Raw genomic sequence first — 17,088 nt, 5'->3', positions numbered from 1 at the left:
ACGGACGGGACACCCGGAAAAGTGACCAGAGCGACCACGCAGACGTCGTACACATCCCCTGGTCGAAGGGTCGGCGCGAGTTCGGCGCCCGAAACGCAGTCACTTCCCGTTGCGACGAAACGAACGTCCATGCCGTCGTCGGGCACTCGTTGATCGACCAGCGCGAGCCGGGCGATCTCCTCCGCTCGAGCGACAGCGACCGGAACGGTCGGCGCTGAATCCATCACCCGTCCCGCATCGCGCGCCCCCTGAGCGACAGCGAAGGTCGCTGCCTGGATCCTGATGACCGAAGCCAGGATGTAGACCGTCGGGACCAGAAGCAGGACGGCAAGAAAGACCACCTCGATGAGCGCGCGGCCCGACTCGGGATCGGCCGATCCCGATGCTTTCTTGACCGGGTTCGGCTCTCCTGCCAGGACGAACAGCGGGGGCGACTCCAGTAGCGGCCGGGTTCGCAAGGAGCTCATCCGATCGACTCTCTGGCCGAATGCCCGGTGACCTCGATGGTCGGCATGATTCCGTCCAGCAGCGCGATGATCCCGGGAGCCTGCATCGTGCAGTCCACCCGGACCAGCAGTCCCTGCGCGCCGGAGGTGCAACTGAGCGTTGATCGTGTCGACCCAGTCACTCCCGAGTCCATCAGCGCCGAGACCTGCGCTGTCGCAACAACGCCGGAGCCGTCATAGTTGGCAGCCTGCCGCGCCGCATCGGCTGCCGCGGACGTCAGCAAGGTTCGGGTGTATGCCCACAGGCCAACCGAGATCAGTGCCAGGAACAGCATGAGCAGCAGGACAAGGACGAGCGCAAACTCCGCGACCGCCGAGCCTCGGTCCGAGCCGGGGTCGTCGCGCCGATGCAGACTCGCCGCCGCGAGCTGCCCCCCGTCAGCAGCACTCAGCCTGCGCCGGACACCGATTGGAAGGCGTTCTGTACCGCGGTGACGACCTGCTCGCGGAAGACTGCCAGCAGCGCGATCACGACGATGGCTGTCATGACCGTGATCATCACCCAGCCCGGGACGTCGCCGCGGTCGTGCTCCTCTGGGTTCCCGTCTCTGCTGCCTGGGCTCTGTAGCCGGGCAACGAGATGCAGGGTCGCGGCCACCACCCATGCCTGTGCTGCGTTGGTTCTGGTCCTCATCGGGGCCTCCTGGGTCGACCGCCTGCAACGGCAGCGCGGTGGTGATTGTTGTTGTGGGGAATGGCAATTCGGTCGGTATCAGCCCGCGGGGTTCGCCCCTCGCGCGGATCACTGCGCGACCGAACTGATCGCGAGAAGTCCGGGGTAGAGGGCGAACAGGATGGTGATCGGCAGAACGATGAACACAACGGGAACCATCATCGCGATCTCCTTGCGGCCGCCCGACTCGAGCAGTTCTCGCTTGCCGAGCGCTCGGACGTCGGCTGCCTGCGCACGCAGGACATCGGCCAGCGGCGTGCCTCGCTCGATCGCAACTGCCATGCCGTCGAGGAACCGGGACAGCGGCTCCAGTCGCGTCTGGTCGCGGAGGTGGGTGATCGCGGTGAGAAACGGCGTTCCGGAACGCGTCTCGGCAAGAACCCCGGCCAGTTGCTGGACGAGGGGGCCCTGAGCCAACTTGGTGATGCGGTCGATGGCGCTCATCGGTCCCTCGCCCGCGGTGACAGCGAGAGCCAGCATCTCCGCGACCACCGGGAACTCGGCGATGATCTCGGCGTCGCGCTTGCTGACGGCCTCGCTCAGCCACCAGTCGCGTCCGAGAACCCCGCCAACGGCGCAGGCGACGATGAGCAGAACAAGGATCACCGGGTTCGACTGCCCGAGGACGACCGCCAGCAGCCCCAACCCGGCGCCCGCGGCGGCTCCGATACCTCCCCACAGCACCTGCTCGATGCGGAATTGGTCGACGGTCAAGGGTGACCCGAGCCCGGTGAGCCGACGTTCCACCGATGCGCGTCCGCCGAGAATTCTGTCGATGACCTTGACTGCGTCGCGAACCAGGGGTGCGGTCAACCGGCCCAGCGCTGTCGCAGTACCGCCGCTGGTACCGGCGGTCAGCAGTCGTGAAGGGCGGGCCGTATCCGTGAGGTAGGGAGCGATGCGATCGGACATGGTCGTCCGGCGCAGCGGCGGTGAGGCGAGGATGACCATCAGGAGGCCCGCGCCGGCCAGGCCGCCGAGTAGTGCACCCACAGCGGTGCCGTTCATCGCAAAACCCGTCGATCCTCGGGCAGTCGGCCGATTCTGATCATCAACCGATACGCGATGAACGACAGTGCAGCACCGACGGCCAAGATGAGCGCGCCGGTCGGAGTGTCGTAGGCCTCGAGGGTTTCGCGCTGGGTGGCCAGCAGCACCAGCACCAGCCACGGGGCGGCGACCGCCATCCTGGCGGCGTTCACCGACCAGGACTGGCGCGCAAGGAGTTCGGCGCGGGTGCGGGCGTCATCGCGGAGGAACCCGGACAACGTGGACAGCAAGCGCCCGAGATCAGTGCCGCCGACCTCCCGTGCGACGCGCAGCGACTCGCAGACGCGGTCTCCCACCGGGTCGGCGAGGGCGTCTTTGAGCCGATCCAGTGATTCGTTGAACCGCCCGGTGGTGCGGTAGTCGGAACCGAATTGCTTGAACGGGTCTCGAAGCTGCTCAGGGCCACGAACACCGATCGATGACAGCGCCTCGGGCAGCGACAGTCCGGCACGCACCCCGGAGGTGAGGTTGTCCACCACCTCGGGCCACAGTTCACGGAGGTCCGCCTGCCGCTTGTGTCTGAGCCGAGCGACGATCAGTCGCGGGACGGACGCGGCGAACACCGCGAAGATCGCCGTCACGCTGATCGATTGGGTCACGACCACCCCGACAACCGCGACGAACAGGGCCGCAAGCACTTGCAGGGCGATCAGTTGGGCAGGCGTCACGCCGGGCAGGCCAGCCTGGATGAGGTGCTCCCGGGTTCGTTCCGCGCGCGGTCGGGGCCGCGGTGCCGTTGGTCGGGCGGTGGCGCCGTTCCAGATGAGTAATAGCCCGAGTCCGGCGAGCAGACCAAGAAACGCTCCCATGGTCCGTCCCCTTTTTGCATGGCTGTCCTGCGATTCGGCAGACGGTAGCTCATCGAGCGGATTCGGGGCGTTCCTTACCGTCAGTAATGTGGATAACCCTCATCGGCCAGCCATGTCACCATCTGTCATGTGACAGCCGTCGCAGTGCACAAGCGTCGCACCATTGAAAACCGTTGTCCTGAAAGGTCGGCTGGCGGAGCAGGCCTTGGGCCGCGACAGTCGTCATCGCACCTGGTTGTATACCGGCAACAGGGTGATCAGAATCGGCTTGATCAATCAATACCTCGTTGCGAAGGACGATATTCGCACCTTGAAGATCGGGCTCCCCAAGAAAGCCACGACAGGGTCAGGCGTTTCCATTTGCGCGTCGTTTGAGAGTCCCACCAGCTTTCCTCCACGCGGACGCGATCGTCCCGCGATCTCGCCGGGGACGGGCGAACCGCCGATCACGGCGACGGTGGCCCCGCGTCGATCCGCCGGCGGTGCACCTGCGCTGCGTCCTCGCCCATCGACCAGTCCGACTCGACCCACCAGGTGGCGCCGGCGTCCACCCACTCGCGGGCCTTCGCGTCGCCCGCGCTGCCCGGCTCGCTCACGCTCTCCGCGACCACGTCGAAGCTGTCCCAGTCCAGACCGGCGGCCTCCCGGAGCGGCCGGATCCCGGCCACCACGTCCGCCAGGTCCTCCGGGGTGAACGGTGTCTCCACCCCGCGACCGACCTTGGTCGGAAGCAGCCCGTCCCAGCGCGCGGCGCGCCCGAGTGACTTGACGGAGGGATGCGCGCCGACGACCCAGACCGGCACCCGGGGTTGCTGCACCGGCGCGGGCGGGGGAGGGAAGTCCGTCGGCCTGACCTGATAGTGCTTGCCGTCGAGCGAGAACGGCTGACCGCGCATCAGCCCGTCGTACACCGCGAGACCCTCATCCAGCTTCTCCGCGCGGATTTTGCGCTCCTCCGCCGGTTCGAAGGCCAGCCAGCCGTCGTGCGGCGCCCCCAGTCCGACGGCGAGTTGAACCCGACCGCCGGACAGGTCGTCCAGTGTCGCTGCCCGGGCCGCCAACTCGTACGCCTTGATCCGCGGGAGCGGGGTGAGCAGCGTGCCCAGCCGGATCCGTTCGGTGCGCATCGCCGCGGCGGTCAGGATCACCCAGGCGTCGGTCGACCAGAGGGCCTCCCAGGCGAAGATCGCGTCCCACCCTGCATTCTCGGCCGCCACCGCAAGGTCGACGAACTCCTTGGGAGTGGCCGCACTGATGACAACGCCGGTTCGCAGACTCGTCATACAGGCACCATGGCACGAGCCACCGACAATGACACCCGAGCGCACAATCAGTCGGGCAGCGTCGGCATCGAGAAGCCGGTGTTGCGGTGCAGCAGCACCGCCCGGGTGACCGCCGAGGACCCGAAGCGCTCGCGGACCCCGTCCAGCGCCGCGTCGAGGGCTGCACCCGGATCGTCGTCGAATGGCAGCTCCATCTGGAGCGATTCGTCATCGAGATTGCCGACGGCGATCCCGACCAACGTCAGGCCCCGTTCCCGGATCAGTGGCATCGCGGCGGCCAACAGTCCACGGACGGCGTTCAGGACGACGGCCGTCTCGGCGGTCGCCCGCGCCAGGGTGCGGGACCGACTCACCCTGCTGAAGTCGTCGAACCGCAGCCGCAGGACGACCGTCCTTCCGACGCGGTCGGCGCTGCGCATCCGCCTGGTCACCCGGTCGACCAGACCCACCACTACCGCGTCGATATCGCCGGGCAGGTGCCGCGCACGACCCATCGCGTGCTGCGATCCGATCGATCCGCGACGACGCCCGACGCGCACCCGGCGCGGGTCCCGGTTGTGGGCCAACGCATTCAGGTGCCGACCGGACGCCTGCCCGAGGATGGACACCAATCCGGCCTCGCCCAGGCCGGCGACCTGACCGACGGTGAAGATGCCCAGCTCGTGCAGCTTGGCGGTGCTCTTCGGGCCGACGCCCCACAGCCGTTGGACGGGCAACGGGTGCAGGAAGGCCAGTTCCTCCGACGGCTGGACGACCAGCAGGCCGTCCGGTTTCGCGACCCCGCTCGCGACCTTCGCCAGGAACTTGGTTCGGGCGACGCCGACGGTGATCGGCAGGCCCACCGATTCGAGCACGTCGCGACGAAGTTTCGCGGCAATGTCAGCGGGGGAGCCGGACACCCGCGCCAGCCCACCGACATCCAGGAACGCCTCATCGATGGACAGCCCCTCGACCAGCGGGGTGGTCCGCCGGAACACCTCGAAGACGTCCTTACTGGCCCGGGAGTAGGCAGCCATCCTGGGCGGGACAACGATCGCGTCCGGGCAGAGGCCCAGCGCACGCCTTCCGCCCATCGCTCCCTTCACCCCGCGCGCCTTCGCCTCGTAACTGGCCGCGAGCACGACCCCGCCGCCCACGATGACGGGCTTGCCGCGAAGTCGGGGGTTGTCCCGCTGCTCGACCGAGGCGAAGAAGGCGTCCAGGTCGGCATGCAGAATCGTCGCTTCTGTCCCCGCAACGACGGCGCCCACGAACACATGTTCGCATCATTGGCAGTGAGATGCGACCCTTCGGTCCGTATGTTCGCTCAGCCGGCGGCGCCGCGGTACGTTCCCACGCTCCAGGCGTTGCCCTCCGGGTCGAGGAAGGCGAACTCCCTGCTTCCGTAACTGGTGTCGGCGAGCGGCCGCAGCACCTCCCAGCCCGCGCCGCCAACACGGCCGGCGAAGGCGTCGATGTCGTCCGTGGAGAGGTACACCGTGGCTGTGCCGGGGCCGCCGGCGCGACCGGACCAGCGCTCGTCGGTCGGCTCGCTGCCGAACATCACGCCGCCGCCGTCCGGCCACGCCAACTCCGCATGCTCGATCGGACGGTGATCCCCGCGCATCACGACGACCTCGGTGAAGCCGATGATGTCGACGAGGAAGCGGAGGGCGGCTTCGCCGTCGCGGTAGGAAAGAGTGGGCCAGACGCCGGGGTGGGTTCTGATCGTTGTCGTCATGTGCCCAGGATGCTGGAATCAGCGGTCGCCGTCTTGGAAAAATCGGACCTGGTTGACCGTGATCATTCGGCGAAGGTCCGGCGGGACGACGCATGTTCCGCCAGACCCGGGAGTTCCTCGGCGATCCACTGGCCTGGGGTGCAGCCGGCGAACCGCCGCCACTCGGCGGTGAGGTGCGCCTGGTCGGCGTACCCGCAGATCGTCGCGAGGTCGGCCAGCGGCGGGTGGGACTGCAGCAGCAGCGATCTCGCCCTGTGAAACCGGGCCAGCCGGGCCAGATCCTTGGCGCCGATGCCGATCTCGGTACGCAGTTGGACGGTCAGATGGCGGCGGGACCAGCCGACGTCGCGCGCGACGTCGGCGACGCGGCGGCGACCGCCCGACTCGACGATGAGGTGCCACGCCCGGAGCAGTTCCGGTGCGATCCGGTGCCGGGGGGCCAATGTCAGGCGACGGTCGATCCAGTCGTTGATGCCCTGCACGGCTATAGCGCCCGAGGTTTCGCCGGTCAGGTCCGCGACGCGGGCCTCGTCGGCATCGAGTACGTCAGCCAGCTCGACGACATCTGTGCCGAGTTCCGCCGCGGGCAGCCCGAGAAGTGCCCGCGCGGCGAACGGGTGCACCGCCAGCTGGACGCCGCGCTGGACGTCGCGGTCCCGGTCGCCGAGGTCCGGCTGTGGCAGCAGCACCGGCTCGGTGTGCAGACCACCGACCGGGATGGCGAACCGTCCGGTGCGGTGGCCACCGGCGTCCGGTACATCGATCCGGAGCTCGCCGGACAGCGGGAACACCACCGTCAGATAGGGACTCGGCAGGCCGCGGTGCACACCGGGCACCGGTGGCGCGCAGTAACCCACCATCGACGGGACCGCCCGGGATGCCATCGGCGGCGGACTCAGCGCCGCAATTCGTCCGGTGTCGGTCGGGGCCATCCGTCCACGCTAGGCGCGTCACGCCCCGCGGACGAGTACTTCCCGGCCCGGGAGGTCCGCGGAACCCGCCTGTCGGCGGCGCCAGGTAGGTTTCGCCCGAACAGTCACTCACATTCGTTCGCCAGCCGGAGCTGCCCGTGTCAACCGCTCTTCGCGCCCTCGTCCGCCGACCGTCATCCCGGCTCGCGCAAGGTTTGATCACCCATCTCGAGCGCGTCGCGGTCGAACCCGTGCTCGCCGAGGAGCAGTGGCACGGCTACGTCGACGCAATGACCGGGGCTGGCTGGGAAGCCGTCGAGGTACCCGCGGTCGAGGAGTGTCCGGACGGTGTCTTCGTCGAGGACACGGTCGTCATGGTCGGCGATACGGCGGTGCTGACCAATCCCGGCGCAGATCAGCGCAAGCCTGAGATTGACGGCACCGCAACGACTCTGGGGTCTTTGGGCTACCGCGTCGAGCGGATCACCGGCGGCACGATGGACGGCGGGGACGTGCTGAAGGTGGGCACGACGGTGTATGTCGGACGAACCCTGCGGACCAGCGCCGGCGGCATCGCGTCGATGCGGGCGATCTGTGCGCCTCTGGGTTTCACGGTCGTCGCCGTGCCGGTGAACAAGGTGCTCCACCTGAAATCCGCCGTCACCGCGCTGCCCGACGGCACGATCGTCGGCTACCCGCCACTGGTCGACGACCCGGGGTTCTGGCCACACTTCCGTCCGATGCCGGAAGAGGGCGGGTCCCACGTGGTCGATCTGGGAGGTGGCAGATTGCTGATGGCGGCGTCCGCACCGAGGTCCGCGGAATTGATCGCCGACCTCGGCTTCACGCCGGTCGTCGTGGACATTTCCGAGTTCGAGAAACTGGAGGGATGCGTGACCTGCCTGTCCGTGCGGTTGCGTCAGGAGCCCGCGTCCCGCTGACGGCGACGGCCGGAAATCGTCGAATCGAAGAGCCTGCCAACTCGGACATTTGTTGGCCGTGCCGAGTCGGACAGTGGGGTGCAAGATCGACAGGGGCAGCGTGCCGACCCGGCCGGACGTCGGCTGGTCAACTCCTGAACCCGTTCCCATCAGCGTCGAGAGGACAGTCGTGAAGAAGATCATCAACGATCCCACCACCGTGACGTCGGAGGCCCTGCAGGGCATGGCCGAGGCGCATGCCGACCTCATCACCGTGCAGCTCGAGCCGGCGTTCATCGCGCGGGCCGACGCGCCGGTGGCCGGCAAGGTGGCGATCGTGTCCGGCGGCGGAAGCGGCCACGAACCACTTCACGGCGGGTTCGTCGGCGAAGGCATGCTGGCCGCCGCCGTACCGGGACCCGTGTTCACCTCGCCGACGCCCGATCAGGTCATCGCGGCGACCCAGGCGGTCAGCGGCGGCGCGGGTGTCCTGCTCATCGTGAAGAACTACACCGGTGACGTCCTCAACTTCGAGACCGCCGCCGAGCTGGCGGAGGCCGAAGGCATCGAGGTGAAGTCGGTCGTCATCGCCGACGACGTGGCTGTGAAGGACTCGACATGGACCGCGGGCCGCCGCGGCGTCGGCGGCACCGTGCTGGTGGAGAAGATCGCCGGCGGAGCGGCCGCGCGCGGTGACGACCTCGCCGCCGTCACGGCCATCGCCGAGCGGGTCAGCTCGCAGGTGCGCTCGATGGGCATGGCTCTCACCCCCTGTACCGTCCCGCACTCCGGCGAGCCCTCGTTCACGCTCGCCGACGACGAGATCGAGATGGGCGTCGGCATCCACGGCGAGCCCGGCCGCGAGCGGATGAAGCTCGTGCCCGCTGACGAGATCGTTTCGATCATGCTCAGCTCCATCGTCGAGGACCTGCCCTTCGAATCGGGCGCCAAGACGCTGTTGTTCGTCAACGGCATGGGGGGGACCCCGCAAATCGAGCTGTACCTCGCCTACCATTCGGCGCGGAAGTTCCTCGCCGAGCGGGGGATCGAAGTGACCAGGTCACTGGTCGGCAACTACATCACGTCGCTGGAGATGCAGGGCATGTCCATCACCCTGCTGAAGCTGGACGACGAGATGACCGAACTCTGGGACGCGCCGGTACACACCGCCGCGCTGCGATGGGGCGTGTGATCGATGAGTTGTGATGCCGCGGGGACGGTGGCGGCGATTCGGGCCGTCGCCGCCACGGTCGCCGAACACCGGGTGGAACTCACCCACCTGGACCGGGACATCGGTGACGGTGACCACGGGGAAAACATGGCCCGCGGTTTCACCGCGGTCCTCACCAAGCTCGAGTCAGCTGAGCCGGCCAACCCGGCGGCGGTGCTCAAACTTGTTGCCACAACACTGATCTCGACCGTCGGCGGGGCTGCCGGGCCGCTGTTCGGCACCGGCTTCCTGCGGGCTGCGACATCGCTCGGTGATGTTTCGGAGCTGGACGGCACCGCCGTGGCGACCGCGTTGACGGCGGCCAGGGACGGGGTCGTCGCCAGAGGTAAGGCCGAATCCGGCGACAAGACGATGGTCGACGCGCTGACACCGGCCGTCAACGCGGCGAAGGCAGCGGCCGAAGGCGGTGGATCCGTCAGCGAGGTGCTGACGGCGGCCGCCGATGCCGCGACAGCAGGTGCGGCTGCGACCATTCCCCTGCAGGCACGCAAGGGGCGCGCCAGCTACCTGGGGGAGCGGTCGATGGGTCACCAGGATCCTGGCGCGACCAGCACCGGCTATCTGCTGCAGGCCCTCGCCGGCGCGGCGCAGGCCTGATTCCGATTGCATCGGCGCTCCATGCATGCGTGTAGCGCATGCCGGACGGTCAGTTCGCACGAAACCGCAACAGAAGGGCAGTGACACGTGACGGTTGGCCTGGTCCTGGTCTCGCACAGCAAACAATTGGCCCAGGGCCTGGCCGACGTCGCGGGTCAGATGGCGTCATCGGTGAAGGTCGTGCCCGCCGGTGGGCAGGAGGACGGCTCGATCGGAACGTCGTTCGAGCTGATCTCCGCCGCGATCGCCGAAGCGGATTCGGGGGACGGAGCGGTGCTGCTCTACGACCTCGGTAGCGGTTTCCTCACCGCGGAAACCGCGGTGGAATTTCTGGAGCCGGAGCAGGCCGAGCGGGTCGTCATCGTCGACGCGCCGTTCGTGCTGGGCGCCGTGTCGGCCGCGATCGCCGCCCATGTCGGCGGTGATCTCAAGGCTGTCATCGCCGGGGCGCTCGACGCACGGGGCGCCAACGGACCCGGGGGAGTGCGGTCACTCGACTGATCGGTCTGCTTCCGCAGCGGTGTGTGAGAGGCGCTGCCGGTGGGTAATGCGTTGTGACAGGCCGCTGCGGCCCCGCAACGAAGGGAACCGACGATGACCTCCAGCCTGCCCTCGGGTGACGGCACCTCGACAGGCACCGGCCCCAGTTCCGCCCTCGACGAGGACGCTCTGCCCGACACCGGAACCGAACCGGACACCGCTCGGACCGCGGCGGGTGACGAACAGTCATCCGCGTCACCGGGTGTCTCGGTCGCCCCGGACACCTCGCCATCACCGGACGCCGACGTGGTCCCCGAGGGACCCGGTGCTGCCGACACCGACACGACCGAGTCCGGCCGGGTCGGAAGTTCCTCTCGCACATCCGGCTCGGAAACGGCAGGTTCGCCCCAGACCGGCACCGCGACCGAAGCACATCCCGAGCGCGCCGCCGCAGTTGCTGAGGCAGATGCACCGGGCGACTCGGGCTCACCCGACGCCTCGGCCGCCGCGGCACCGGCGGCACCCGATGCGGCCGGTCCCGACGAGGACGACACCTCAACGGCCGCAGGCGCTGTCGAAGGGCTCAATCCCGCCGAGGCGCAGGACGATCTGAATGCCTCGGGCAGTGAACGCAAGCCGTCGGACAAGGTCGAGCTGGATGGTCCGGCTCTCGAGAACAACGAGATGCGTCGGGGCACCGAGGACCTGCAGGCGAGTGAGGACAGCATCGCCGAGGCGCGGGAGTACGCCGCCGACGTCCGGAGCCACACCCTGCCGGGCACCTCACCGACCGGTTTGTAGCCAGTCGCCGGGCGCCGGCCCGGTCCCGCTGGGATCCATCAGCCACAACTGCAGGGACATTCGCGCTGTGGCGGGGGGTACCCCTGCTCATGTGGCAATGGCGCAAGGTGCGGTCGCCGCCGTGTTCCGCTGCCGAACCGCTGGGTTCTCCTGTCGAACCGCTGGCAACTCCGCCACGGTGAGGCCGCGTCGCCCCCAGCGGTCAGGGCGTGCCGAAAACCCTGTGCGCCAGCAAGTGTGCCGCCGCCCAACCGTCCATGTCACCGGCCTCGATGTCCCCGGCCCCGGCGCGGCAAGATGACAGTCCTGTCATAAACCCCCCGTAACGGACAACGGTCGGGGAGCCTCTGCGTTGGAGTCTGCAGCCCGCGCTCCAGTCGTCAGGGGGAACCATGCGATCCTTTGCCCGCCCACTCGTCAACCGGGCCACGGTGCGTCGCTCGGCGCGGCCGGCCGCTCTCGTCCTGGTCGTGGTCCTCGCCCTGCTGGTGAGCGGGATCAGCCCGAAGTGGGGCATGCGCAACATCTTTCGCCCCGATGCCGCCGAGGCCGCAGTCCCCGCCAGCGCCACCGATGAGACCAAGGTGCCGCACTACTTCGGTCCGTACCCCAACTGGGCGAACAGCCCGCAGACACTTGCGGACGCCATGGTGACGATCAGCGTCGGAACACCGACGCCGGTCGCCTACGGCAATCCGTTGATCGAGCGTCGCTACGCCACAGATTTCGCCGATCTCAAAGGCACTGTGGCGCCCGTCCTGGTCGTGCTCGACCACGCGCCGCTGCCGGCGGGCACGCTGAACGACTTCCAGAGCTGGAACCAGGGCACTGCCGGGTCCAGTCCGCGCACCTCTGCCGGCGGTACGTTCCACGCCCTGGTTCTGCGGCCGATCGGCGCGGGGGCGTACACGGTCGTCTACACCAGTGCCCTCCTCACCGTGCCGACTCCGACGGTGTCCACCGGTGAGGTCGAGACCTACCCGGTCTCACCGGTGGCCGTTCAGAAGGGTGACGTACTCGGCTTCTATGGCCAGGGCGTTCCGCTCGACACGGAGGTGGTGGCGAACGGGGACACCCTGAGCACGCCGGCCAGCGGCGATCCGACCGTGGCCACCGCAGTGCCGCCGGCCCAGGGCAGCACCCTGACCCTCGGCGCTCCGGGCTACCCGGACTTCTCCCACGATCGCACGTACTCCTTCTCGGCCGACGTCACCCCGAACGTCGCCGACCCCGGCACGGGCGCGGAAGCGACCGCGTCCGTCGACCCGAAGACCGGCGGCATCTCCGGTGTGACCGTGACCAGCCCGGGTGCCGGTTATGCGGTTCCGCCGACGGTGGAGATCACCACGGCCGGAGTCACCCCGACCGCGGTCGCGCACGCCACCGCGACCATCGCGACCGGCGTGATCACCGGCGTCGACGTCAATGAGACAGGTTTCGGCTTCAGCACTCCCACCGTCAAGTTGACCGGCGGAAACCCGACGCCTGGCTTCGAGGCGCAGGCCGTGGCCAGTGGCATGGTCGACAACCTGACGATCAAGAGCGGCGGCGCCGGGTACCAGGATCAACCGCTGGTCACCCTGTCCAAGCCCGACCTGCCTGACGGAACACAGGCCACCGCCAGCGCGACCATGGACGCCAACCACATTGTCAACAGCGTCACGATCGCCGACCCGGGCAGCGGCTACACCAAGGCGCCGACGGTGACCATCACCGACGCCAGCAAGAACCTGCCCACCACCTCCGCCGCGGTCGACGCGACCATCGGCGTGACGCGGATCGACGTCACCGACGGCGGTCAGGGCTATGACGCCGCGCCCACCGTCGCCATCGAGGACACGACCGGCACGGCGGACAAGGGAGCCAGTGCGACCGCTCGGGTCGCCGTCAAGGGGTCGGTCACCGGCATCACCGTGACCGCTCCCGGTGCGGGCTACCTCACCCCGGGGATCAAGAAGTTCGTCGACACCCTGCCCGGGTCCGGAGAGGGCCAGGCCAACGACCTCGGTCAGTACATCCCGGTCGCGGTGCCCGACACCACCACCTACCCCGGTACCGACTACTACGAGATCGCGGTCGTCCAGTACCGGATGAAGTTCCACCGCGATCTAGCGCCCACGTTGCTCCGCGGGTACGTCCAGCTCTCGACCGGCGTCGTGCCGGGCCATAGCGTCCCCCTTGGCAATGCGAACCTCAACCCGGCCCTGCCGGACACTCCCATCGCCAACTTCACCGGTGTGGACAAGCCGCACTACCTCGGGCCGACAATCGTCGCCACGAAGAACAGGCCCGTCCGCGTGCTGTTCCGCAACCTGCTGCCCACCGGCGTCGGCGGAGACCTGTTCCTCCCGGTCGACACCTCGGTGATGGGCGCGGGCGCCGGCCCGAAGATGATGACCCTGGACCCGAACGGCGTGCCCATGGACATGGCGGCCGACCAGCAGAGCCCGTTGGACGGCGTCCGCAACCCGATGTGCGGGGAGACGCCGAAGCCGACCACGTGCTATTCGGAGAACCGCGCGACGCTGCATCTGCACGGCGGTATCACGCCGTGGATCAGCGACGGCACACCGCACCAGTGGACCACCCCGGTCGGCGAGAACACCGCCTACCCCAAGGGTGTCAGCGTCAGCAACGTGCCCGACATGCCGGACCCCGGCCCCGGTGCGGAGACCTTCTTCTACACCAATCAGCAGAGCGCGCGGATGATGTTCTACCACGACCACTCATGGGGGATCACCAGGCTCAACGTGTACGCCGGTGAGGTCGCCGGCTACATGATCACCGATGACGCCGAGAAGGCTTTGATGGCCGATGGTGGCGCCCTCGCCGGTCTCGGCTCCGGGACCCCGCTCGTCATCCAGGACAAGACATTCGTGCCCAGCGCGACCCGGATGGCCCAGCTCGATCCGACCTGGGACGCCAAGAAGTGGGGCGGCGAGGGCAACCTCTGGCAGCCGCACGTCTACATGCCGGCGCAGAACCCAGGCGACCCCAGCGGGATGAGCTCCTTCGGCCGATGGTTCTACGGCCCGTGGTTCTGGCCGCCGGCCAAGGACGCCAAGTACCCGCCGATGGCCAACCCGTACTTCAACCCCGCCTGCGACCCGGACGTGGAAACATTCTGCGAGCCGGCGCTGGTCCCTTCCACGCCCAACAACTCGGTCGGCATGGAGGCGTTCCACGACACGCCGCTGGTCAACGGCACCGCCTACCCGACCACGACCATGGATCCGAAGACCTACCGCTTCCGGATCCTCAACGGTTCCGACGACAGGTTCTGGAACCTGTCCTGGTACGTCGCCGACCCCGCCACCGGCACCGAAGTTGCTCTGAAGCCGAGCGAGGTGACGGCAGCGCTGACCGATACCTCGATCAGCCCGACCCCGGACACCACCAGGAGCCCGAAGGGACCGGACTGGATCCAGATCGGCAACGAGGGCGGCTTCCTGCCGACCCCGGCGGTGGTTCCCGCGCACGAGACGACGTGGATCACCGACCCGACCCGGTTCGATGTCGGCAACGTGGACCAGCACTCGTTGCTGCTCGCCCCGGCTGAACGGGCCGACGTGATCGTCGACTTCTCAGCGTACCGCGGCAAGACCCTGATTCTGTACAACGACGCCCCGGCGGCGTTCCCAGGCCGGATCCCGGGCTACGACTACCGCGCCGGCGGGCCAGATCTGAGCCCCGGTGGCGCGCCGACGACCCTTCCCGGGTACGGACCCGACACCCGGACGGTCATGCAGGTCAAGGTCTCCACAGCCGCACCCGCGGCTGCCTTCGACCGGCCGAACACCACGGTCGACCAGATGGGCAAACTGATGGCGGCGTTCGACCACCACCTCGATGCCGCCGGCAAGCCCGCCGGGGTCTTCGAGTCCAGCCAGAACCCGATCGTCGTCGGCCAGGCCGCCTACAACCAGGCCTACGGGAAGACCTTTGCCGGTAGCGGGTACTGCAACGCGCCCACCAACCCCACCGCCAAGTGCGATGGGTTCGCCCGGATCGCCGAGCAGGGCGGGGACACATTCAAGTTCGACACCCTGGCCGGCGCCCAGATGGGCGTGAAGCTGGAAGGCAAGGCCGTCCACGACGAGATGAACTCGGCGAACTTCGACGAGTGGGGACGGATGAGCGGCAACATCGGGTTGGAGGCACCGGGGGCCACACCACTGCTGCAGAACATCATCCTGTACCCGTACGTGAACCCGGCGACCGAGATCCTCGACGGCACCAAGTCCACCGACCCCCTGAAGGTCACCCCGGTCTCGGCCGCGGCCCCCGACGGGACACAGATCTGGAAGATCACCCACAACGGCGTGGACACCCACCCGCTGCACTTCCACCTGAACGACGTCCAGGTGCTCAACAGGGTCACCTGGGACAACATCATCATCCCGCCCGACCCGACCGAGCTGGGCTGGAAGGACACGGTCCGGGTGAGTCCGCTCGAGGACACCATCGTCGCGGTGCGGCCGATCGTGCCCAAGCTCCCGTTCGCCATCCCGGATAGCAACCGACCGCTCAACCCGATGATGCCGCTGGGCGCCAAGGGCACGACGACAGGTGCCAATGGGTCAGAGGCCGGCTTCAACAACACCGACACCGGCGGTAATCCCATCGACCCGATCGTCAACACGATGACGAACTTCGGGTGGGAGTACGTCTGGCACTGCCACATCCTCAGCCACGAGGAGATGGACATGATGCGTCCGATCACCCTCGCGGTGCCTCGAACGCCGGCGGACAAGCCGGTGGTCACCTTCACCACGCCGACCAACGGGATAGCACTCAGTTGGACCGACGGCACCCCGGTGTCGATGATCGATCCGACCAACTGGGGCAACCCCAGGAATGAGATCGGTTACCGGATCGAACGGGCACCCCTCACCGCCGCCGGTGTCGGCACGTACGCCAAGATCGGCACGGCGCTGGCGAACGTGACCAGCTACACCGACACCACTGGCGGGGCGACGGCCTGGGCCTACCGGGTGATCGCCTTCAACGCTGCGGGGGATTCCGTTTCCGCTGCGGTGCTGACGGGCGCCACCACGCCGACGGTGACCAACCGGAGCCCCGCACCTGGGGCGACGGGGGTGGCGCTCGGGACGACAACGAACCGGACGCGAATGACGGTCACGTTCAATGAGGCCGTCACCGGTGTCGGCACCACCTCGTTCATGTTGAAGCAGGGCGCCACATCGGTTTCTGCTTCGGTGGCCTATAACACGCTCACGCGGACGGCCACCCTGACACCGGCCGCGCCGCTCACCGCGGACAAGCCCTACACGCTCTCGCTGACCCCGGCGATCAAGAGTGTCTCGGGTGGGTCGCTGGTGGCGACGAGCTGGAGCTTCATCACCGGTCCCAGCCCGACGGTCACCTCCACCAGCCCGGCGAACGGCGCCACTGGAGTTGCCCTGGGGACCACGACCACGCGGACCCCGCTGACGGCGACGTTCAGCGAGCCCGTGAACGGCCTGCCCACGGCCGCGACCAGCACTCCCAACTTCACCTTGAAGCTGGGAGGGGCGACCGTCGCCTCGAAGGTGGTCTACAACAACAGAGTCGCCACACTGACCCCGGACGCACCGTTGGTCGCTGACCGCACCTACACGCTGTCTGTGTCAGGCGCGATCACGGACCTGGCCGGCAACCCGGTCACCGGCAGGACGACGTGGAGCTTCACCACGGGTCCCGCCCCGACAGTGACGGCCCGGACACCGGTGCCCAACGCCACCCGGGTCAGCCGGACGGCGAACATCACCGCAACCTTCAGTGAGGCGGTGACCGGTCTGCCGGCCACGGCGGCGGCGAGTGGGAACTTCACCATCAAGCGGACGTCGACCAACGTGGCGTTCCCCTCGGTGGCCAGCTACAACAGCACCTCGCGTGTGGCGACGCTCAACCCGAGCGGCACCTTGCTGGCCAGCACCCAGTACACGGTCACCCTCAGCAGCGGCATCAGGGACATAGCCGGCAACCCCTTGACTACCGTCAGCTGGACGTTCACGACCGGCGCCAACTAGCACCACCTCAAGCACCACCGCCGCCCGGGGTCGGGGCGGGCGGCGGTGGTGCCCCGGTCGTCGGCGGTTGATGTT

Annotated in this window: 15 protein-coding genes; 6 read left to right on the top strand and 9 right to left on the bottom strand. The window is 68.3% G+C overall.

Features of this window, described 5'->3' with window-relative positions; translation table 11 throughout:
* From ACVBEQ_RS10560 to ACVBEQ_RS10520, 9 genes are all read right to left on the bottom strand, one after another.
* Positions 1-467, bottom strand: a 467-nt coding sequence (locus tag ACVBEQ_RS10560; RefSeq protein ID WP_447153081.1) for a hypothetical protein, incomplete at its 3' end; no start/stop codon positions are given.
* Positions 464-859 (bottom strand): TadE/TadG family type IV pilus assembly protein, encoded by a 396-nt coding sequence (locus ACVBEQ_RS10555; RefSeq protein ID WP_447153089.1) that lies wholly within the window; start codon positions 857-859, stop codon positions 464-466. The genes ACVBEQ_RS10560 and ACVBEQ_RS10555, both read right to left, overlap by 4 nt.
* A gap of 35 nt (positions 860-894) precedes the next feature.
* A complete protein-coding gene (locus tag ACVBEQ_RS10550; RefSeq protein WP_447153080.1) occupies positions 895-1,140 on the bottom strand; it encodes a hypothetical protein in 246 nt (81 codons plus the stop codon).
* Positions 1,141-1,248: 108 nt separating this feature from the next.
* Entirely contained in the window at positions 1,249-2,187 is a 939-nt protein-coding gene (locus tag ACVBEQ_RS10545) for a type II secretion system F family protein (RefSeq protein ID WP_447153079.1), read from the bottom strand.
* Positions 2,184-3,038: a type II secretion system F family protein gene (locus tag ACVBEQ_RS10540; protein WP_447153078.1), complete on the bottom strand. Its 855-nt coding sequence runs from the start codon at positions 3,036-3,038 to the stop codon at positions 2,184-2,186. Before ACVBEQ_RS10540 ends, ACVBEQ_RS10545 begins: the two co-directional genes overlap by 4 nt.
* A gap of 446 nt (positions 3,039-3,484) precedes the next feature.
* The gene (locus ACVBEQ_RS10535; RefSeq protein ID WP_447153077.1) at positions 3,485-4,321 is read right to left on the bottom strand and encodes an LLM class flavin-dependent oxidoreductase; all 837 of its coding nucleotides are present in this window, start codon (positions 4,319-4,321) and stop codon (positions 3,485-3,487) included.
* 47 nt (positions 4,322-4,368) lie between these two features.
* Entirely contained in the window at positions 4,369-5,577 is a 1,209-nt protein-coding gene (dinB, locus tag ACVBEQ_RS10530) for a DNA polymerase IV (RefSeq protein ID WP_447153076.1), read from the bottom strand.
* Between the two features lie 50 nt (positions 5,578-5,627).
* On the bottom strand, positions 5,628-6,041 hold the full coding sequence (locus tag ACVBEQ_RS10525; protein ID WP_447153075.1) for a VOC family protein: 414 nt from the start codon (positions 6,039-6,041) through the stop codon (positions 5,628-5,630).
* Between the two features lie 62 nt (positions 6,042-6,103).
* Entirely contained in the window at positions 6,104-6,973 is an 870-nt protein-coding gene (locus ACVBEQ_RS10520) for a helix-turn-helix domain-containing protein (RefSeq protein WP_447153074.1), read from the bottom strand.
* A gap of 137 nt (positions 6,974-7,110) precedes the next feature.
* Between ACVBEQ_RS10520 and ddaH the strand changes: the two genes are divergently transcribed.
* The 6 genes from ddaH to ACVBEQ_RS10490 all read left to right on the top strand — a co-directional run bounded on the left by ddaH (position 7,111) and on the right by ACVBEQ_RS10490 (position 17,013).
* A complete protein-coding gene (ddaH, locus tag ACVBEQ_RS10515; RefSeq protein WP_447153073.1) occupies positions 7,111-7,893 on the top strand; it encodes a dimethylargininase in 783 nt (260 codons plus the stop codon).
* Positions 7,894-8,062: 169 nt separating this feature from the next.
* On the top strand, positions 8,063-9,064 hold the full coding sequence (gene dhaK, locus ACVBEQ_RS10510; protein ID WP_447153072.1) for a dihydroxyacetone kinase subunit DhaK: 1,002 nt from the start codon (positions 8,063-8,065) through the stop codon (positions 9,062-9,064).
* A gap of 3 nt (positions 9,065-9,067) precedes the next feature.
* The gene (dhaL, locus tag ACVBEQ_RS10505; RefSeq protein WP_447153071.1) at positions 9,068-9,700 is read left to right on the top strand and encodes a dihydroxyacetone kinase subunit DhaL; all 633 of its coding nucleotides are present in this window, start codon (positions 9,068-9,070) and stop codon (positions 9,698-9,700) included.
* 87 nt (positions 9,701-9,787) lie between these two features.
* On the top strand, positions 9,788-10,201 hold the full coding sequence (gene dhaM, locus ACVBEQ_RS10500; protein ID WP_447153070.1) for a dihydroxyacetone kinase phosphoryl donor subunit DhaM: 414 nt from the start codon (positions 9,788-9,790) through the stop codon (positions 10,199-10,201).
* Between the two features lie 93 nt (positions 10,202-10,294).
* Positions 10,295-10,981, top strand: coding sequence for a hypothetical protein (locus tag ACVBEQ_RS10495; protein ID WP_447153069.1), 687 nt, complete (start codon positions 10,295-10,297; stop codon positions 10,979-10,981).
* Between the two features lie 392 nt (positions 10,982-11,373).
* Entirely contained in the window at positions 11,374-17,013 is a 5,640-nt protein-coding gene (locus ACVBEQ_RS10490; RefSeq protein WP_447153068.1) for an Ig-like domain-containing protein, read from the top strand.
* The last annotated feature ends 75 nt before the right edge of the window (positions 17,014-17,088 follow it).

The sequence above is a fragment of the Nakamurella sp. GG22 genome (assembly GCF_052976845.2).
The sequence above is the reverse complement of the archived record's forward strand: the minus strand, read 5'-3'. Positions and strand labels throughout refer to the sequence as shown.

Bases quoted from the DNA above. Each gene is read 5' to 3' on its own strand.
- ACVBEQ_RS10545 (WP_447153079.1), bottom strand. From the start codon at position 2,187: ATGAACGGCACCGCTGTGGGTGCACTACTCGGCGGCCTGGCCGGCGCG.
- ACVBEQ_RS10525 (WP_447153075.1), bottom strand. From the start codon at position 6,041: ATGACGACAACGATCAGAACCCACCCCGGCGTCTGGCCCACTCTTTCC.
- ACVBEQ_RS10520 (WP_447153074.1), bottom strand. From the start codon at position 6,973: ATGGCCCCGACCGACACCGGACGAATTGCGGCGCTGAGTCCGCCGCCG.
- ACVBEQ_RS10490 (WP_447153068.1), top strand. From the start codon at position 11,374: ATGCGATCCTTTGCCCGCCCACTCGTCAACCGGGCCACGGTGCGTCGC.
- ACVBEQ_RS10550 (WP_447153080.1), bottom strand. From the start codon at position 1,140: ATGAGGACCAGAACCAACGCAGCACAGGCATGGGTGGTGGCCGCGACC.
- ACVBEQ_RS10540 (WP_447153078.1), bottom strand. From the start codon at position 3,038: ATGGGAGCGTTTCTTGGTCTGCTCGCCGGACTCGGGCTATTACTCATC.
- ACVBEQ_RS10495 (WP_447153069.1), top strand. From the start codon at position 10,295: ATGACCTCCAGCCTGCCCTCGGGTGACGGCACCTCGACAGGCACCGGC.
- dhaL (WP_447153071.1), top strand. From the start codon at position 9,068: ATGAGTTGTGATGCCGCGGGGACGGTGGCGGCGATTCGGGCCGTCGCC.
- ACVBEQ_RS10535 (WP_447153077.1), bottom strand. From the start codon at position 4,321: ATGACGAGTCTGCGAACCGGCGTTGTCATCAGTGCGGCCACTCCCAAG.